This window comes from Streptomyces sp. NPDC048825, assembly GCF_043198355.1.
Taxonomy (GTDB): domain Bacteria; phylum Actinomycetota; class Actinomycetes; order Streptomycetales; family Streptomycetaceae; genus Streptomyces; species Streptomyces xiangluensis.
This window is the reverse complement of sequence record NZ_JBICUR010000002.1, coordinates 175535-193674: the sequence shown is the minus strand read 5'-3', so window position 1 is coordinate 193674 and position 18140 is coordinate 175535. Positions and strand designations below refer to the sequence as shown.

The 18140-nt window shown below is 70.0% G+C and carries 14 protein-coding genes and 1 pseudogene; 6 read left to right on the top strand and 9 right to left on the bottom strand.

The window, feature by feature from the left end:
- Positions 1–32: 32 nt before the first annotated feature.
- On the bottom strand, positions 33–818 hold the full coding sequence (locus ACGFNK_RS06230; protein WP_393412471.1) for an SDR family oxidoreductase: 786 nt from the start codon (positions 816–818) through the stop codon (positions 33–35).
- Between the two features lie 82 nt (positions 819–900).
- Here ACGFNK_RS06230 and ACGFNK_RS06225 point away from each other — a divergent pair, with 82 nt between their 5' ends.
- On the top strand, positions 901–1740 hold the full coding sequence (locus ACGFNK_RS06225) for a hypothetical protein (RefSeq protein ID WP_388679670.1): 840 nt from the start codon (positions 901–903) through the stop codon (positions 1738–1740).
- 131 nt (positions 1741–1871) lie between these two features.
- Here the strand turns inward: ACGFNK_RS06225 and ACGFNK_RS06220 are convergent, their stop codons facing one another.
- From ACGFNK_RS06220 to ACGFNK_RS06210, 3 genes are all read right to left on the bottom strand, one after another.
- Positions 1872–2063: a DUF397 domain-containing protein gene (locus tag ACGFNK_RS06220; RefSeq protein ID WP_386336753.1), complete on the bottom strand. Its 192-nt coding sequence runs from the start codon at positions 2061–2063 to the stop codon at positions 1872–1874.
- Positions 2064–2262: 199 nt separating this feature from the next.
- Positions 2263–3135 carry a helix-turn-helix domain-containing protein gene (locus tag ACGFNK_RS06215; RefSeq protein WP_388679667.1) on the bottom strand — a complete coding sequence of 291 codons (873 nt, stop codon included), beginning with the start codon at positions 3133–3135 and terminating at the stop codon, positions 2263–2265.
- Positions 3136–3547: 412 nt separating this feature from the next.
- A complete protein-coding gene (locus ACGFNK_RS06210) occupies positions 3548–4306 on the bottom strand; it encodes a GPP34 family phosphoprotein (RefSeq protein ID WP_393412468.1) in 759 nt (252 codons plus the stop codon).
- Between the two features lie 225 nt (positions 4307–4531).
- On the opposite strand from ACGFNK_RS06210, the gene ACGFNK_RS06205 reads away from it, so the two are divergent.
- Both ACGFNK_RS06205 and ACGFNK_RS06200 read left to right on the top strand, forming a co-directional pair.
- Complete coding sequence (locus ACGFNK_RS06205; protein WP_393412466.1) at positions 4532–7714, top strand: D-alanyl-D-alanine carboxypeptidase; 3183 nt, start codon at positions 4532–4534, stop codon at positions 7712–7714.
- Between the two features lie 222 nt (positions 7715–7936).
- Positions 7937–9988: an MFS transporter gene (locus ACGFNK_RS06200; RefSeq protein ID WP_393412464.1), complete on the top strand. Its 2052-nt coding sequence runs from the start codon at positions 7937–7939 to the stop codon at positions 9986–9988.
- Between the two features lie 149 nt (positions 9989–10137).
- Here ACGFNK_RS06200 and ACGFNK_RS06195 read toward each other — a convergent pair whose 3' ends face one another.
- Positions 10138–10656: a glutathione peroxidase gene (locus tag ACGFNK_RS06195; protein ID WP_386336764.1), complete on the bottom strand. Its 519-nt coding sequence runs from the start codon at positions 10654–10656 to the stop codon at positions 10138–10140.
- 36 nt (positions 10657–10692) lie between these two features.
- On the opposite strand from ACGFNK_RS06195, the gene ACGFNK_RS06190 reads away from it, so the two are divergent.
- Positions 10693–11607, top strand: a complete 915-nt coding sequence (locus tag ACGFNK_RS06190; RefSeq protein WP_393412462.1) for an SMP-30/gluconolactonase/LRE family protein — start codon at positions 10693–10695, stop codon at positions 11605–11607.
- 63 nt (positions 11608–11670) lie between these two features.
- On the opposite strand, the gene ACGFNK_RS06185 is transcribed toward ACGFNK_RS06190, so the two are convergent.
- A complete protein-coding gene (locus ACGFNK_RS06185) occupies positions 11671–12687 on the bottom strand; it encodes a phosphotransferase family protein (protein ID WP_393413253.1) in 1017 nt (338 codons plus the stop codon).
- A gap of 141 nt (positions 12688–12828) precedes the next feature.
- Positions 12829–13687, bottom strand: a pseudogene (locus tag ACGFNK_RS06180) (ArsR/SmtB family transcription factor); the annotation flags it as partial.
- 71 nt (positions 13688–13758) lie between these two features.
- Here ACGFNK_RS06180 and ACGFNK_RS06175 point away from each other — a divergent pair.
- Positions 13759–14886 carry a hypothetical protein gene (locus ACGFNK_RS06175; RefSeq protein WP_393412460.1) on the top strand — a complete coding sequence of 376 codons (1128 nt, stop codon included), beginning with the start codon at positions 13759–13761 and terminating at the stop codon, positions 14884–14886.
- Here the strand turns inward: ACGFNK_RS06175 and ACGFNK_RS06170 are convergent.
- Positions 14883–15248 carry a PH domain-containing protein gene (locus ACGFNK_RS06170; RefSeq protein ID WP_393412458.1) on the bottom strand — a complete coding sequence of 122 codons (366 nt, stop codon included), beginning with the start codon at positions 15246–15248 and terminating at the stop codon, positions 14883–14885. The two genes, ACGFNK_RS06175 and ACGFNK_RS06170, sit on opposite strands and share 4 nt — an antisense overlap.
- An 87-nt stretch (positions 15249–15335) precedes the next feature.
- On the bottom strand, positions 15336–16001 hold the full coding sequence (locus ACGFNK_RS06165; protein ID WP_393412456.1) for a nucleotidyl transferase AbiEii/AbiGii toxin family protein: 666 nt from the start codon (positions 15999–16001) through the stop codon (positions 15336–15338).
- A 501-nt stretch (positions 16002–16502) separates the two neighbouring features.
- Between ACGFNK_RS06165 and ACGFNK_RS06160 the strand changes: the two genes are divergently transcribed.
- A complete protein-coding gene (locus tag ACGFNK_RS06160; protein WP_393412454.1) occupies positions 16503–18116 on the top strand; it encodes a hypothetical protein in 1614 nt (537 codons plus the stop codon).
- Positions 18117–18140: the final 24 nt, after the last annotated feature.

Below are 18140 nucleotides of genomic sequence, written 5' to 3'. Positions count from 1 at the left end.
GGTTCATGTTCCTGAACACTCCCGAAAAGGGGCTAGCGCATCAACTCCCCCGCGTTGACCAGCAGAGACTGTCCGGTGATCGCCCGCGCCCGGTCCGACGCCAGGAACGCCGCGGCGTCGGCCACGTCTGAGTCCGTGGCCAGCTCCGGGAGCGCCATGCGAGAGGTCAGCCGGTCCAGCACCTCAGCCTCCGGCACTCCCTCGGTATGCGCCGAGAACTGGACATACGCCTCGACCGGCGGCCCCCACATCCACCCCGGCAGCACGGTGTTCACCCGGATCCGGTGCGGCCCCAACTCCCTTGCCAGGGAGTACATCGCGGACGTCAGCGCGCCCTTCGAGGCCGCGTACGCCATCTGCCGCACCTGTGTGGGAGCGGCGACAGCCGACTGCGTCCCGATGAAGACCACGGACCCGCCGCGGTCCTTCAGTGAGGGCAGGCAGGCGCGGGTCATCCGCAGCGAGCCGAGCAGGTTCACATCGATGACGGACTGCCAGGTGGCGAAGTCCGCGTCCTCGAGACCGCCGAAGTAGCTGTCCCAGGCGGCGACATGGACCACGGCGTCGAGCCGCCCGAATCGCTCGACCGCGAGCGCGGCCAGCGCCTCGCACTGCTCCTCGTCGGTGATGTCGGCCGGGCGGTAGGCGGTGTGCGTACCTTCGGGGTCGATCTCCGCCGCCGACTTGGCGAGATTCGCCTCCGTACGCGCCCCGAGCACGGCGTTGCCCCCGTCCCGTACGACCGCTGCCGCGACCTGATGCCCGAGTCCGGCGCCGACTCCCGAGACGATCACGGTCCTGCCCGCGAGCAATGACATGCCGAGGCCTCCCTGACTCTGGCGGATTGTCTGACGGAGCGTCAGAGTATGGGCGTCCGCCGGAGGAAGGAAGGGGAGCGACATGAGTGAGGAGACCCGCAGCGAGGTGTACGCGGAGCTGGCCGCGGTGGGCCCGTACGGCGTTCACCCGGGCCATGCCCTGATCACCATGGTCGAGCCGCATCCGGGCCATGAGTACGCGTACAACCGCTGGTACGAGGATGATCACTTCATCTCTGGAGCGATGGCGATGCCCTGGATGTACGCGGGCCGCCGCTGGGTCGCCACCCGCGACCTCCAACTCCTGCGCTACCCCGAGAAATCGGCGGTCGCCCAGCCGGTCACCGCCGGCTGCTACATCTCCACGTACTGGGTCACGGACGGCCGCTACGACGACCACATGAAGTGGACCGTCGGCATCAACAAGCGGCTCAATCGCGACGGCCGCGTCTATCAGGACCGTACGCACGTCTTCACGGCGTTCCAGGACCACGAGGCGACGGTGTACCGGGACGGGGCGGCGGGTCCGCGCGACTTCCACGCGCTGGACCATCCGTATGCGGGGCTGGTCGTGGAGGTCATCGATGCGGAAGGGCAGGAACAGCGGGCCGAGTTGCTGGAGTGGCTGCGCGCCAAGCACCTGCCGAAGCGGCTCGCCGGCTCTCCGTCCGCGATGGTCACGATCTTCCGGCCGACTCCGCTTCCCGGTGACCGTATGTCGTACGTGAAGCAGGTCGAAGGGGTCGATACGCGGCTGACGTTGCTGTGGTTCCTGGAGGCGGACCCCAGGGAGTGCTGGGAGGAGTACTTCACGGGGCTGGAGGAGCCGGTGGCGGAGGCGGGGCTGGGGAGGGTGGAGTTGGTGGCTCCGTTCATTCCCACGGTGCCGGGGACGGATCGGTACGTGGATCGCCTTCGGTGAACGGCCGGGCGTACCGGCAAAAATGCGGCCCCCTCGGCTGGTGACGGCGGCCAGTCGAGAGGGCTCTTGCTGTGGTTCCTTATGGAGTTGGTTCGGCCAGTGAGCGGCCGAGAGTCAGGGACCCTCGGGTCTCAATGCTTGACCGATGTCACGAAGACACTCCACGCCTCGGCCGGGAAGGCCAGGGTCGGGCCCTCGGGAGCCTTGGAGTCGCGGACGGCGAGGGCCGAGGTGGTGGGTGACTTGACCTCGACGCACGCGCTGTTCGGGGAGGAGTACGAGGACTTCGTCCATGTCTTCGTGGCGCCTTGCAGAATTGCCATGTTCGCTCCGATGGTGAATCGCTGGCCGAGGTCACCGGGCCATTGGGGCCACAGCGCAGTTCGCGCCAACTTTGTTGATCGAGTGGCGTGATCGACGCTACTCGCCAACTTCCTCGCCCGGAGGAGCCGTTCACTCGTCTGGGTGGCATATTCCATCCGAACCTTCTGGTTGGGCGCGCTTTGGTATACCCTGCGCCCTTCAGTTCAGGCCGCTGCCGCGGGCGTACTCCTTCGCGATGTCGGCGATGATCTGCCGCGACTGCTCGGGGTTGAGCGCCTGGGCCCGCAGATGCTCGTACATGAGGCTGTACTTCTGCACGTCCGGCGCCTTCTCCAGATACAGGTCACTGGTGACACCCTCGATGTACACCACGCTCGAATCGGCCGCGTCGGCGAACTCCAGGATCGCGTACTGCCCGGCCAGACCGGAGTGCGCACCGACGTCGAACGGCAGTATCTGCACGGTGATATGGGGGAGTTGGGCCATCTCGTTGAGGTGCTCCAACTGTTCGCGCATCACGTTGTTGTCGCCGACCACGCGGCGCAGCGACGCCTCGTCCAGCACCACCCACAGGCGCAGCGGATCCTTGTCGGCGTTGATGCGCTCCTGCCGCCGCAGCCGGACCTGGACGCGCTTTTCGATCTCGGCGTCCGAGGACTCGGGGGATCCGCCGCGGACGATGGCCTCGGCGTAGGTGGGGGTCTGGAGCAGTCCGGTGACGATCTGGGGCTCGTAGACCCGCAGTGACTCGGCATCGGTCTCCAGGCCGATGTAGACGCTGTACGGGATGTCCCCGAACGCGTGCCACCAGCCCTGCTGGCGCGAGGCCTTGGCCATTTCCATCAGGCCGTCGACCATTCGCTGGTCCTCGACCTCGTACACCCCGCACAGGTCACGGACGTCGCGCGGGCTGATGCTGCGCCGGCCGTTCTCCAGGCGGCTGATCTTCGACTGCGAGACGAGCAGGCGCTCGGCGACCTCCTCGGCGGTCATGCCCTTGAGCTCGCGGAGCCGGCGCAGCTCCTGGCCCAGCCGGCGTCGCCTGACGGTGGGATTGACATTGGACGCCACGGGACGTGCACCTCCGGCTGCGTGCGGCCTGTACTTTGCGTGTCTGCTGTTGAGCAGATTGCCACCAAGGTGCTTGCCAGCGCTGGGAAACAGCGGATATGCGGGTGCGCTCCTCTGAGGGGCCGACAAGTTACCTGCGGGTGCGTCGTGGCTGGGCGCACCCACGCGGCGGAGCCGCATATGTCACAGCCCCGCGCCTTTTAGGGTGCGCTCGTGCGCGCGGACATGGCCGCGCGGGGCGGCGGGCCGTGTCGTCGTCCGGACGTACGGCCTGCCACCCCGCGCGGCTCAGCGGCTCCCGAACCGGGTCTTGGGGACTTGCGGTGCGGCGCTGACGGTGGTGGTGCTGTGCTGTTTTTGTTGCCCTGTCCTGCCTTGCGTTGCGTTGCCTTGCTGTGCCGTGGAACAGCGGTCAGTGGGCCACGGCGCGCGCCATGGATCCTCGGCGCGGTTGCATCGGAACGCCCCGTGTGGGTTCCGATGCGGGCCTGGCTCCGGCGGCGGCCTGGCGGCCGGGCGATGGGGCCGGGCTACGGCGTGGCTGTGCGGCCACACCGTTCTGGACGTCCATCACGGCGTGTGCCACGAGGCCGCCCATGGGGTCGTGCCTGATCAGGTCCCGGAGGCGGGAGCGCGACGAGCGCCCTTCGTTCCCCGGGTAGAGGTGCTTGCCCAGGCCGACGGCGTGCGCCAGCGCGGCCAGTGCGGCGGTCCGCGGGTCCGGCGGTACGCCGGTGCGGATCGCATTGTCCAGCCGGGCCTTGATCTCCCGGCTGATCTCCGTGTCCGTCGCTTGGTAGCGAGTCGTCGGAAGCACCCCGCACATCTGTCCCGCGACGGCATGCACCATGCCGCAGCGCTCCAGATGCGAGAGATATGTCTGGCGCAGCCCCAGTCGGGGCCCGCCGATCCAGTGGACGGCACGCACGGGAGCACCACGCCTTCGCAGCAACTCCAACGCGCAGTCCAAAGTCGGATCTCCGGTCGGCCGTGGTGCTACCACGGCGATACGATCCCCGTCTGGGGCTATCCGTCCGGCCAGCGCCAGCTCCACTAGCTGTGCTCCGGCCAGACCAAGGTCGAGCGACTGCGGCTGTGCGGTGGTACCCGTGGTCGGGTCCAGCGCCAGCAGCAGAAGCTCCTCCGGAATCGTTCTGCGGCTCCTGCCCATCCATGCCTCCCCGCGTGGATGAATGACAGGGTGACCCCTCTCACATCGGTCTGTCGAGGGTGCGTGACCGGAATGTAGTGGAACCGATAGGTATGTCGTTCTCGTCTACCGCAGGGGTTAAGCCCGCACACAGGACACTGGTACATGGTTCGGACATCGATTCCGAGCGTCTGTTGGCGGCTCTTCAACGGTTCATGGTTCGGTTGGGCGCACGGTGAGTGGCGCATGGAGGAGGCATCGGTGACGGGCGAGTCCCCCGACAGGTCGAAGCAGCACGAGTCGTCGGCAGAACCGACGTCGGGGAGCAAGGCTCCGGTTCCCGGTCCTGCCTCCTCGGGTGGGGGTGGCTCCGATGCGCGTCCCGCGCCGGGTACGGATCCGCGGCTCGCGGTGGCCCGCGAGGCGGTGGCCGTGGCGAGGGTGGACACGGCCACGGCGGTGTTCTCCACGCGTGGGGTTGCGAAGGTGTCGGCCACCGGTGCCTCGGGTACGGACGCTTCAGGGTCGGTTGCGTCGGATACGGCAGGGGCGGAGGTCTTGACTGCTGAGGGTTCTCCCGGGCGGGAGGACTCTGTGGCTGCTTCGGAAGCGGAGGACGCCGCGGAGTCCGCTGCGAAGGGCTCCCAGCCGGGTGACACCCGGCTGCGGGACGCTGTGGCGGCTTGGGTAGCGGGGGCGGATGCCGAGGCTGAGGGATCGGACTCGGAGTCGGACTCGGGTTCCGGTTCGGGCGCGGGTGACCGTGAGTCGCGGGCCGGGGCGGAGAGTGACGGCGACGTCGAGAGTGACGCCGAAGTCGAGAGCGACGGGGACGCGGCGGCTTCGGGCGATGACGGTACGGCTCCGGAGGCGGAGGTCGGCGCCGAGGAGGCGCGTACGGACTCCGAGGAGCGTGCGGACTCCGAGGCAGGTTCGGACTCCGAGCCGGAGGAAGCTGTCGCGGAGGACGGCGCCTCCGGCGAAGCGTCCTCGGCCACCGCGGCCCCGGATGCTGACGCGGAGCCTGCCTCCGGCACGGCAGTCGACGGTGACGCCGAGGAGGACCGCCGCGCCGACGGCTCCGGTACCCGGCGCGCGGAGGATGCCGAGCGGCCGGAGGGTGAGGCGGCGGACGGTGCCGACGCGCGGTCGGGCGCCGAGCCCGCGGACGAGGACGCCCCGGCGGGCGGCCGCGGCTCTGATGCGGACGAGCCGGCGACGGATGCCGCCTCCGGCGAGGGCGCGTCTGGTGACGCGGAGGGCGCCGAGCGGCCGGAGGGTGAGGCGGCGGACGGTGCCGACGCGCGGTCGGGCGCCGAGCCCGCGGACGAGGACGCCCCGGCGGGCGGCAGCCGCACCGGTGCGGGTGAGGTGGAGCCGGAGGCGGACGCCGCCTCTGGCGGCGACGGCGAAGCCGTCTCGGCCGCCCCTCAGGACGTTGACGCGGAGGCTGTCTCCGGCGCCGCTGCGGACGGTGTCGCCGGTGACGTGGAGGACGAGCGCCCTGCGGGTGGCTCCGACGCCGAGCGCGTAGAGGACGCCGAGCCCTCGGCCGAAGACACCCCGGCCGGTGGCCGTGGCGTCGACGCGGCAGAGGCGGAGGCGGAGGCGGACGCCGCCCCCGCCGACGAAGCCACCCCCACCCCCGCCGGCGCCGACGACGCGGAGCCCGACTCCGCGCCCGCCCAGGACGCCCAGGACGCCCAGGCGAAGCGTGACCCCCGCGCCGACGGCGGAAACGTCCCGGCTGCCCATCGGGACGACGACGGCGAGCCCGGCACAGGGCCTGATGAGGACGAGCCCAAGCGTCCCGTCGACCAGCCCACCGCCGCCTTCAAGGTGCGGGCGCCCGCTGTCGATCAGCCCACCACCACCCTCAAGGTGGGCGATGCCAAGCCGGACGAGAAGCCCGCCGACGCCGCCCCCGAGCCCGACGACAAGCCGGACGAGAAGCCCGCTGCCGCCGAGCGTGAGTCCGAGCGCACCAGCAAGTTCGTGGCGCTCAAGCCGCTTGATGAACCGGCTCCTCCCAAGGAGAAGCCGGCCGTTGCACCTGAAGAGAAGCCCGCCGTTCCGCCTGCCGCCGAGACTGCCGCCATCGCGCAGGTCGGGCCGGAGCGGACCGCGCAGCAGCCTCTGCCGCCCAAGCCGCCGCTCGATCTGCTGGCGGAGCTGACGAACACGCCGCCGCCTCGGGAGACTCCGGTGCGGACGATCGTGCGGCGGGTCAAGATCTGGACGCCGCTGGTCATCCTGCTGGCCGTGGTGTTCGCGGTGGTGCAGGCGGTACGGCCACTGCCGACGCCCGCCCTCGCGCTGACGGCCGACAAGTCGTACACCTTCGCGGGCGACAAGGTCACCCTGCCGTGGCCCCAGGAGGGCCAGGGCTGGATGGACGTCAACGGCATCGGCACGGTCGACAACTTCGGCGAGCAGAAGCCCGTGGCCATCGGCTCCGTCGCCAAGGCCATGGTCGCGTACGTGATCCTCAAGGATCACCCGCTGAAGCCCGGCGAGGAGGGCAAGAACATCCCCGTCGACGCGAAGGCCGAGACCGAGGGCGGTTACGACAAGGACGGCGAGTCCACGCTCAACACCATCAAGGAGGGCGACACCCTCACCCAGCGGCAGGCGCTCGCGGCCATCATGATTCCGTCCGCGAACAACGTGGCGCGGCTGCTGGCCCGTTGGGGCACGAACGGTTCCGAGGCCGCGTTCGTCAAGAAGATGAACGACGCCGCCGCGGACCTCGGGATGAAGAACACGAAGTACACCGACCCCTCCGGCCTGAAGGAGTCCACCGTCTCCACCGCCGAGGACCAGGTGAAGCTCGGCAACGAACTGGTCCAGATGAAGGCGCTGACGGACATCACCAAGCTGCCCACCTGGAAGGACCCCTCGGGCCGGGAGTGGCAGAACTACAACCGCCTCGTCCCGTACGACAACGCCATCGGCATCAAGACCGGCTCCACAACCAAGGCCGGCGGCAACCTGCTGTTCGCCGCGACCGAGGACGTGGACGGCGAGATCGTCACCGTCGTCGGCGCGATCCTCGGCCAGCACCAGCCGCCGATCATCGACACCGTCAACACGGTCAGCAAGACGGCGATGCTCGCCGCCCAGGACGCGCTGACCTCGTCGAAGATCCTGAAGAAGGGCGACGTCGTCGGGTACGTGGACGACGGGCTCGGCGGCCGGACCCGGGTCGTCGTCACGCAGGACGTCTCCGCGGTGGGCTGGGCCGGCAAGACCGTCGAGCTGGACCTGAGCGACGACGGTACGGAGATCCCGCACGAGGCGAAGGCGGGAACCAAGGTCGGCGCGCTGAGCGTCGGTGACGGCACGGGCGACGCCGTCGAGGTCCCGGTGGCCCTCCAGTCGGACCTCACCGAACCGGATTACGGCTCCAAGCTCACCCGCGTGAGCTGACGGCCGGAGGGGCAGCAGGACGGGCGGCCGGCCGGGCAGTCGGCGCGCCCCATGGGTGAGTTGACGGCACGTGCGTCCCGGTGACACAGCGCGACGTACGTGCCGTATCCCGCCCGGGCGACCCGCGGCGGGGTGCGTGCTAGCGTCGCAAGGATCGGGGCAGCTCGCCGGTCGCGGGGTCCGGCCGAGAGCGAACAATGGGACACGGGGAGTGCCTTTTACGTGGCGACAGCGGAGCCGACGCACGCCGAAGACGCCGAGCCGAGCCGAGTAGGACCCGGCTCGCGAATAGACGAGCGTGCGCGGGAGGCGGACGGCCGCGACGAGACCCACGACGGCGGCGATGACGCGCGCGACGGCGACCGTGACGCGCGTCGAGAGGCCCGCGACGACGGCAGCGACGAGGCCCACGACGGCACCCGCGAAGCCCGTCAAGAGGCCCGCGACGAGTCCCATGACGACAGCCGTGCAGCACAACACAGTCGTGAGGCGGACGAGACCCTCGCGCCCCCCACCTCCTTCGTACGCTTCCTCCGCCACCCCGCCACCCTCGCCACCGCCCTCGCCGGTGTGCTGCACGTCGTCTGGTTCTTCACGTTCGCCAACAGCGGTGGCGACCTCGCGGCGCAGGACGCCTGGGCGGAGTTCGTCGGGAGGCACCCGGGCTCGGCGTACAACCTCGCCTGGTACGGGGGCATGCACCCCGTCTCGTACAGCGTCGTGTCCCCGTATCTGATGTCGGTGCTCGGTGTGCGGCCGACGATGATGATCGCGGGGACGGTCTCCGCGGGCCTGCTCACGCTGATCCTCATGCGCAGCAGGGCCGTACGGGATCTGCGAGGGCCCGTGCTCATCGGAGTGTTCGCGCTCTTCTGCAACGCCGTGTCCGGCCGCGTGACCTTCGGTCTCGGCATGGTCTTCGCGCTGGGCGCGACCGCCGTCGTCTTCTGCTGGCCCCACCGCTGGCGCTACAAACGCTGGGCCAAGGCCCTGTGCGCCGCTCCGCTCGCCGCGATCGCGACCGCCGCGTCGCCCGTGGCGGGGCTCTTCGTGGGGCTGGTCGCCGTGGCGCTGTTCCTGCAGAAGCGGCGCCCGGGCGCGTACGCGCTGGGCCTCGCCCCCGCCGCCGTCGTGGGCGTCTCGGCGTGGCTGTTCCCGTTCTCCGGTACGCAGCCGATGCTGTTCGGGTCGGTCGTCCTGCCCTTCCTGTTCTCGGGCTTCGTCTACTTCCTCGTGCCCAGGGAGTGGAAGACGGTCCGGATCACGGCCGGGGTGTACGGGCTCTCCGTCGTCCTCGTCTGGTTGATCAGCTCGCAGATCGGGTCCAACATCACGCGGCTTGCGATGCTGTTCGCGGGTGTCGTACTGCTGGCGGCGCTGCCGTTCACGATGCCGCGCTCGCGCAGGTGGTACGCGCTTGTCGTGGCCTCCGCGGGGTTCGTCGCGTGGATCGGCTTCAAAGCGGTGGACGACACCGTCAACGCGACGCCCGCCGCATCCTGGGCGCGTGAGCTCGCCCCCATCGTCGACCGGCTGCAGGAGGTCAACGCCGAGAAGGGCCGCGTGGAGGTCGTACCGGCCCGCTCGCACCGTGAGGCGTCCGCGCTCGCGCCGTATGTGAACCTCGCCCGCGGCTGGAACCGGCAGGCAGACATGGAGCGCAACCCGCTCTTCTACGACGACACCCTGAACTCCGCCAACTACCACGAGTGGCTCAAGCGCTGGGCCGTCCACTACGTCGTCCTGCCCAAGGACGAGCCCGACGGGGACGGCGGCGAGCGCGAACGCGAGCTTGTGCAGCGCGGTCAGCCCTATCTGACGCAGGTCTGGGGCGACGCGAACTGGCAGCTCTTCAAGGTCACCGATCCCACGCCGCTCGCCGACCCGCCCGCCGTCGTCGAGCGGGCCGGGCAGGACGAGATGACGATCAAGGTGAGGGAGGCGGGGCGGGTTCTGATACGCGTGCCCTACTCGCCGTGGCTCGGTCTCGTCGACGCCGAGGGCAAGAGCGTCACGCCCCCGCAGGAGACGGAGGAGTCCGAGCGGCTGCGGGAGGTCGACGAGGACGCTCCGAAGACGTTTGAGAACGTCGCGGGGTGTCTGATGGAGGCGGAGGAGGACGCGAAGGGGGACGAGTGGACGGAGCTGGTGGCTCCGCGGGCCGGTACCTATCGCCTGGCGGCGCGGTACCAGCTGCCTCGGGGCACGGGGTGCCCCGAGGAGCTGCGGGAATCGCTCCTCGGGGTTGGGGGTATTGCTCCGCAGTTCCGGTGAATGTGTGCGGGTCCGGTGTGGGCCGGTCGCACCCACGCGGCGGAGCCGCACAACGTCACCGCCCCGCGCCCTGAGGGGCGCGCCCGTGAGCCCGTGCTCCTAGGGCGCGCCCGTGCGGCGGAGCCGCAGGCGGGGTCGGTCAAGCGGCGTTACGCGACAGCCTTCTCCACTGCCGCCACGACCTCCGCGGACTCCGGCTCCGTCTGAGGCGAGAAGCGGGCGAGGACCGTGCCGTCGCGGCCGAGGAGGAACTTCTCGAAGTTCCAGCGGATGTCGCCGCTGTGGCCCTCGGCGTCCTCGGTCGGCACGAGCCGCTCGTACAGCGCGTGCCTGCCCTCCCCGTTCACCTCGACCTTCTCGGTCATCGGGAACGTCACGCCGTACGTCGCGGAGCAGAACTCCGCGATCTCCTCGGACGTGCCGGGCTCCTGGCCCATGAACTGGTTGCAGGGCACCCCGAGCACGGTGAAGCCCTGCGCGGCGTACCGCTCGTGCAACTGCTCAAGGCCCGCGTACTGCGGAGTGAGGCCGCACCTGGAGGCCACGTTCACGATGAGTACGGCCTTGCCCTTGTACTGGCCCAGATCGGCGGAGCCGCCCTGGAGGGACGCGATGTCGACGTCGTACACGGAATTGGAATTCGTCTGGTCCGACTCGTTATTGGTCATGTCCGGATGCTAACGGCGCTGGGTAAGGTCGCCCGCGTGACGAGAGTGAATGGGATCTACGAGACACTCGACGACCGCTTCCGCACCGGCCGCTGCACGCTCGGGGACGTGCGCCTGGAGCGCCTGTACGACGACTGCCGCTGGGCCGAGGGCCCGCTGTACCTCCCCGCCTGGCGCCAGCTGATCTGGAGCGACATCCCCAACGACCGCCTCCTGCGCTGGGACGAGACGACGGGCACGGTCGGCGTCTTCCGCACACCGGCCGGCAACAGCAACGGCAACACCGTCGACCGCCAGGGCCGCCTCGTCTCGTGCGAGCAGGGCAACCGGCGGGTGACGCGCACCGAGCACGACGGGCGGGTGACGGTCCTGGCCGACCGTTACGACGGCAAGCGGCTCAACAGCCCGAACGACGCCGTCGTACGGTCCGACGGCACGATCTACTTCTCCGACCCCGACTTCGGGATCGTCAGCGACTACGAGGGACACCGGGCGGAGAGCGAGATCGGCGCCTGCAACGTCTACCGCCTCGACCCCGCCACAGGCTCCGTGACCCTGGCCGCCGACGGCTTCCGCGGCCCGAACGGGCTCGTACTCTCCCCTGACGAACGGCAGCTGTACGTCTCCGACACCCGCCTCAACCAGGTCCGGGTCTTCGACGTCCACGACAACGGCACGCTCGGCGAGGGCAAGGTCTTCGCCGAGTGCCGCCCCGGCGGCGGGGTCTTCGACAACATCCGCTTCGACGACGAGGGCCGCCTGTGGGTGGCCGCCTGCGACGACGGCGTCCACTGCTACGACCCCGACGGCACCCTCATCGGCCGCCTGCTGATCCCCGAGACGGTCTCCAACATCGCGTTCGGCGGCCCGAAGAACAACCGCATGTTCATCACGGCCACGACGTCGCTGTACTCGCTGGTGATGTCGGTGACGGGTGCTGCGCGGCTTTGACGGGAGGTCGAAGCCGAGCGGGCTCACGGAGAGCTCGGGCCCGCGGCGGTTTCGAGGGCTGGATCACGACGGGGCGAGGCGGTGGCGGAGGCCGGCTGTGAGCTGGGCGACCGTGTGGGTATAGAGACCGGTCTGCAGGTCCTGGGGGGTGTTGCGGCGGGTGCGGAAGTGCAGGGAGGAGAAGAACCGCTCGTACACCTCCCACGCGGCGCGGCGCGTCTCAAGACTGTCCAGCGTCTCGTCGCAGGCGTCGGGGGCGTGCCGCAGATAGCTCTCCAGTAACCGGCGGATCCTTGTACGGTCCAGCGGCAGGTACCACGGCGGAGCCGGTACGTAGCCACCGATGTAAGCCAGGTCCTTTGCCGGGTCGCCGATCTCGACCCATTCCCAGTCCACGTAACGTGGCGTGCCTGCGTCGTCGACCAGGATGTTGGGAACCACGAGGTCGCCGTGGATGAGGGTGAACCGCTCCAGGCGCCGGAAGGCGGGTTCCGCCGACGCCACGAAGGCTTCCACGCCGGGGATCAGCCGGCTGACCTCCGGGTCGTCGACCACGTGCGGGAATGTCTCGCACCACCAGGCGAGGCTGGTGGTGAACAGGTGGGTCAGTGACAGATGCGTGGCCTGTTCCTCCGCCGGTGCGCCGACGTCACCGCACCGGTCGAAGGTCCTGGCGTGGAGCCTGCTCATCTGGCGGGCGTGTGCGGCCAGAAGGCCGTCGTTCCACTCTGCGGGCTGGAGCACCCGGCCGGCAACGTAACCGCACACCATGTAGGGAGACCCCAGAGGGTTGTCGCGTGCCTGTTCCAGGAGCACGGCCGAGGGGCCGATGCCGTCGGGAAGGAAGGGGAGAGCGGCGAATTCCTTGCTCATCGGCCTGGGCAGATCCTCGGGAGCCCGGCGTGCGACCCGGACGACCAGAGGAGGATGTCCGTCGGCGTCGAGGCGCCAGGCCGTATAGCTCTCTCCCTGCCCCAGTAACCGAACCCTGGCATCCGGTGGTGAAGGTGCCGGCGTCTGCTCGGGCAGGCCCAAGCACCCGGGCTCAGTCTGCGCCAGGCGCGCTATTCGAGCGGCCATGTCGTGCGCGGACTGCTCGCAGCTCACTGCGTCGGCTTCCTCGTCGACCTCGGTTCCCCTCCCCGGCCCGTCAGGCGCGCTCGGACATCACGCCGGCGTAGGACTCAAGGCTAATCAGAGCCGGGGATCAGAAGCAGGTGCTCAACTTCGAAGACCCGCTTTGACGAGAACCTCGCCCGCCGGTGTCCGGTAGTAGAGCACCGACCGTCCCGCCCGCCGCCGTTGGACGAGCCCGGAATCGAGCAGGATCTTCAGGTGGCGGCCGACGGAGCCGAGTCCGTGCCCCGTGACGGCCACCAACTGGCTCGTACTCAAGGGTGACTTGAGTAGCGCGAGTACGCCCGCCCGTGCGGGCCCGAGCAGCCTGTTGAGGCTCTCGGGCGCGGCGGCCGGCTCGCCCCCGGCCAGCGCGCCCGAGCACGGGTACACGACCGCGTACCGGTGTGGCTCCTCCCAGGACACCCAGCCGTGCCGCTGGGGCGTGACCGGCACGAAGAAGAGTTCGGCACCGGAGATCTCGCGCGGCGGGTATTCGTGCAGGTTGACCTGGAGCCGGTTCTGGCCGAGCCAGCGCATGCCCGGCCGCATGGCGTCCAGCGCGGCGGCCCAGCCGCCCTGGCTCAACTGGGCGGTGCGGGCGACGACATCGGCTTCGAGTACGCGTCGCCGCCGGTCCCAGTAGGGGCGTACGGCTTCGGCCCAGATGTACTGGAGCAGGTCGGCGGCACGGGCCTGCAGGTCGTCGCGGTCTTCGAGGATGCGCGGCAGCGGGCCGCCGCCCAAGGCCACGGCGACGTGGGCGTGGGCGGCTTCGGGGGACGCCTCCCGTACGCGCGACTTCCGTGTCAAAGTCCTCCGGCTCTCCGGTCGGGGTCGGCGTGAGGAAGTCGGCGATCCACGCCTTGCCGAGACCGGCCCGGACGACGGCGGCGGTGACGGGATCCGCGGCCGGCCGCCCCCTGTACCCGACGAGATGGGCATCGAGCCAGGAGGGCCGACCTTAGGTGCAGAAAGCGTAAAGGGTGCAACTGTTGCGCTGCCGTATCGCTCTACCCGTACGTGAACATGCGCATGCTCAAGGTCAACATGGCGCTCGCCGCGATGCTGCTCCTGTTCGTCACCGTGGCAGGCCTTCGCGCCGTGATCGACTCCGGTATGGCCTGGAAGTACGACAAGGTCTTCGAAGAGACGGGCGAGCTGAACGACGTGATGGCGACCGCCGCCGACGACATCTGGGTGGCGGGCGACAGCTTCCTCCTGCACGACGACGGCACCGGATGGCAGCGGCGTCCCATGCCGGCGTCGTTCGGCAGCAGCCTCTTCGAGCATGTGCGCCTCGACGCTGTGGGCGCCAGCGGCATCCTGCTCACGGTGAGCATGGAGGAGGGGGGAGCGCCGCACATGGCCCGCTGGGACGGCACGCGTTGGACGGCGCTGCCCGAGCTGCCCGACGGCCACCCGGTGGCTGATGTGCGGGCTTTCGCAGCGGACGACATCTGGGTCCTCGATGGCGAGGCCGGCGCGTCCCACTGGGACGGCGCCCGCTGGACTGCCATGGACCTGCCCGTCTCCGTCACCTCACTCGACGGCGTCGCCTCCGACGACCTGTGGGCGGTCGGCTACCACTACCCGCACGGTCCCGACGAGGGCCTGGGGTCGCCGGGCGCCCAGCCCGCCACCGTGCACTGGGACGGCCGCGCCTGGAAGCCCGTACCGACGCCGGAGTACCACTACTCGGTCCCGGCGCCCGAGCAGCTGGCCTACTTCACCGAGGTCGTCGCGCTGGCGAAGGACGACATACGTGTCTACGGCGACCTCACCTCCATCCCCGAGGACGACGAAGGCGACCCCCTACCGGAGGCCATCCGGTCGCGCTGGAACGGCACCGGCTGGATCAAGCTGCCGAACTCGAAGGGGGCGTGTTCCGATCGCGGCCGCTGGGTCCGCGACGGTGAGCACGGGGTGGTCCTCAGTGCCGGCCGGTACCTCACCGGGGGCGGCAACTGCGAAGGGATCTCGCTGTCAGAGCTGCCGAGCGCCGACTGGATCGAGGCCGGCTCACAGCAGTCGCTCCGGCTGAACGCCATCGCGGCGGTCCCTGGGACCGACAAGATCCTCGGCGTCGGTTCCGCCGAAGCTGCCCATGACGGCAGTGCCACGAGCAGATCGGTGATCGTCAGCCTGAAGCGCAGCCCTTAGCGCGCCACGAACTGCGTGAGGATCGCCTGGACTTCGTAGATGTCGACGCCCTTGGTGAAGGTCTTCTCGATCGGCGCCGGGGTGCCGGAGATCCAGATCTTCAGCTCGGCGTCGAGGTCGAAGTGGCCGGCGGTCTCGACGGAGAAGTGGGTGATGCTGCGGTACGGGACGGAGTGGTACTCCGTCTTCTTGCCGGTGATGCCCTGCTTGTCGATGAGGATGAGGCGGCGGTCGGTGAAGAGGATGGTGTCGCGGATCAGCAGGTACGCGGCGTACACCTGCTCGTCCTGCCCGAGCAGCCGCGCGTAGTCGTGCTGGGCCTTCCCCGGATCGACGGTGTGGGCGTTTCCGAACAGTGCCATGTTGAAGTCCCCCAGTGGATGGTGAAGTCGGCGGCTCGCGTACCGCCGGTTCGCTCTTCAGTGTCGCAGTCGGCCGACGGGCCTCGGTCAGGTGTCTTCCGGGACGTCCATCTCCATGAGCCGCTCCGCGATGTCGTCCGCCCACTCCTGAGCCCACCGGCGCAGGTCTGTGATCGCCCGGCCGTCGAGTCCGTAGGCGGCGAACTCCCTGTCGTCGATCAACTCCGCGCCGACCAGGCGGGTCTGGAGATCGGTGAGGTCGAAGGTGTCGGGGGCGTGGCGGCGGCCCAGTTCCTCGAGTTCGGGGCGGCTCCAGCGGTCCGTGGCGGCGCGTACGTCGACGAGGTCACGGGCGAGGCCGCGGTCGGCCAGGGCGCGGACCTTGGTTCCGACGACGTCTTCGAGGGAGAGGGTCAGTCCGTACTCGGTCTGTACGGGCGGATGCCAGAGGGCTTCCTTGTACAGGTCGACCTCGCACTCCTCGCCCGCGCCCGGCTCGGCGACCATCAGCCGTGCGGCGAGCGGTTCCGCCTCCAATGCCCTTACCTCCCAGCCCCGTTCCTCCAGCGCCGAGCCCACATCGGCGGCGATCTTCTCCAAGGCCTCGGGGCTCTCGGTGGCGAACTCCAGGTCCTGGCTGAGCCGCTCGACCAGCCCGTGCGCCTGCACGGCGTACCCGCCGGTGAGTGCGAGCGGATAGGGGGCGCCCGCGGCGAGCACATCGGCGAGCAGGCGGCGGTACGGGGGTGCCATGCACCGATTATCGACCGGGGGGTTCGGGTGTGCGCTCGGCGGCATGCGCGAGAGTGATCGCACCGTCACCTTCCGTTCAGTATTTCTTCCGTACGTTCGGGACCCCTCCCCAGCCACCTGCGGGAACATGGGGGACCTGTAAATGAGCAAGATGTCCTGTCCGTACGGCAGTTGGGGGAGTGAGTCGGTATGAGTGGGTCCGAAGAGCCGTCGGGTATCGGAGGCACGGGAGAGCCGTCGGGCAGCGGGCCGGAGCCGGGGTCCACGCCGCCGCCTTCGTCGCCTCCGCCGTCCGCGCCGCCTCTGCCGGACGTACCTCCGTCACCGCCCGAACCTCCGTCGTCCTCCGCACCTGACGTACGTCCGTCGTCGCCCGAGTCCGCGCCGTCCGCGCCGCCTCCGCCGGACGTACCTCCGCCACCGCCCGAGCCCCCGTCGTCACCCCCGCCCCCGCCCCCGCTCCCCGACAGCCCACCGCCCGTCCCGCCGACCTCCGAGTGGTTGACCTACACGCTGCCGGAGGACGAGCCCGAGGACGCCGCGCCCCCGGACCCCTGGCGGGCCGCAGCGGCCGGGCTGTTCAACCTCTCCGGGCTCGGGCTCGGGTATGTGCTCCTGCAGCGCTGGCCGCAGGCCGCCCTGTGCTGGATCGCGACCGGCTGGCTGCTGGTGGCCGCGCTGCCCGCCGACCCGGACGGGGTGCCGGGCGGGGTGGTGTGGGGGTACGGCCTCGTACTGGTGCTGGCCGCGGCCCACGGGGCGTGGCTGGCGCGCCGTACGCGGGTGACGTTGCCATGGCGGTCGACGGTCGCCGCCGGGCTCGGGCTCGTGCTGCTCGCCGTGCCGGCCGGGAGCGCGGTGGGGTACGAGGCGGCGCGGGAAGAGGCGTACCAGCAGATGCTCCTCGACCGGCTCGCGAAGACGGACCGGCTGGTCACCGCCGCCTCCCAGCGGGACGGCGGCTTCGCCGAGGCCAAGCAGGACTACGAGCGGGCGCTGAAGGCCTACCGTGCGCTCGGCGACGACCATCCCGGCACCCGCGCGGCACAGCGCATCCCCGACAGCCTCGACCGGTACTACGACACCGTCGCCGCGCCCTACCGGGAGAAGGAGTACTGCGAGGCGCTGGAACCTCTGCGGTATCTGTGGAAGCTGCCCGACACGATGGGCAAGCAGCGGCTCGGCTCGCTCGCCGACTGGCCCGAGGAGCCCCTCGCCACCTCGCTCTACGAGTGCGGCGTCACGAACCTCGGCGCCGACGCCGTGACCCAAGCGAAGGCGAACGGCGGCGCACTGGCCGACCTCCTGCGTACGTTCCCCGACTCGCCGCAGGCCGCCAAGGTCGAACCGGCCGTCAGCGCGGAGATCGCGAACCAGTCCAAGGCGCTGAAGGGCAACGACCCGTGCCCGGCCAGCAAGGAGTTGCAGGCCATCAGCCAGACCATGGTCGACCTGCCCGCGGGCAGCCCCGGCGACGGGCTGCGCACGGACGCCGTCAACGCGGTGGAGTCCGGCGCCTACGCCTGCGGGGTCGACGAGTTCGAGGACGACAAGTTCGGCGCGGCGGCCGTGACGCTCAACGCCTTCGCCGACAAGTACGAGGACAACAAGAACGCGAAGCGTGCCCGGCAGATCGCCATCGCCGCGGAGATCGCCGAGGAGCGGCCCGAGGCGGGCCGGAAGCTTCCGCCGTCCCGCAGTCCGGGCGGCGCCAAGATGCCCCTGGAGATCAGCAACGACGCCCCGACGGCGGTCGAGTTCCTGTACACCGGCCCGGTCACCGGCCGCATCACCCTCGCGGCCTGCGGCGACTGCACCGAGTACTCCAGCTATTCGGAGGCCCAGAGCGACGCCTGCTCGAACAGCAGCATCGCCTACCCGACCGACTACCTCAACCTGCCCGCCGGCAACTACCACACCCTCATCAAGTACGCCGACGCGGACGCGGGGGACGTGACGAACGAGGCCGACGGCATGAGCATCGATCCCGGCTACACGTACACCAACTGCACGTACGTCGTGAGCGAGAGCAGCTACCCGGGATACCCCGACATTCCGACCCTGCCGGACCTCCCGGAGCTCAAGCCGATCGAGCCCCTCGAGCCGACCGTGTGACTTCCTCGACCGTCTGACTCACGC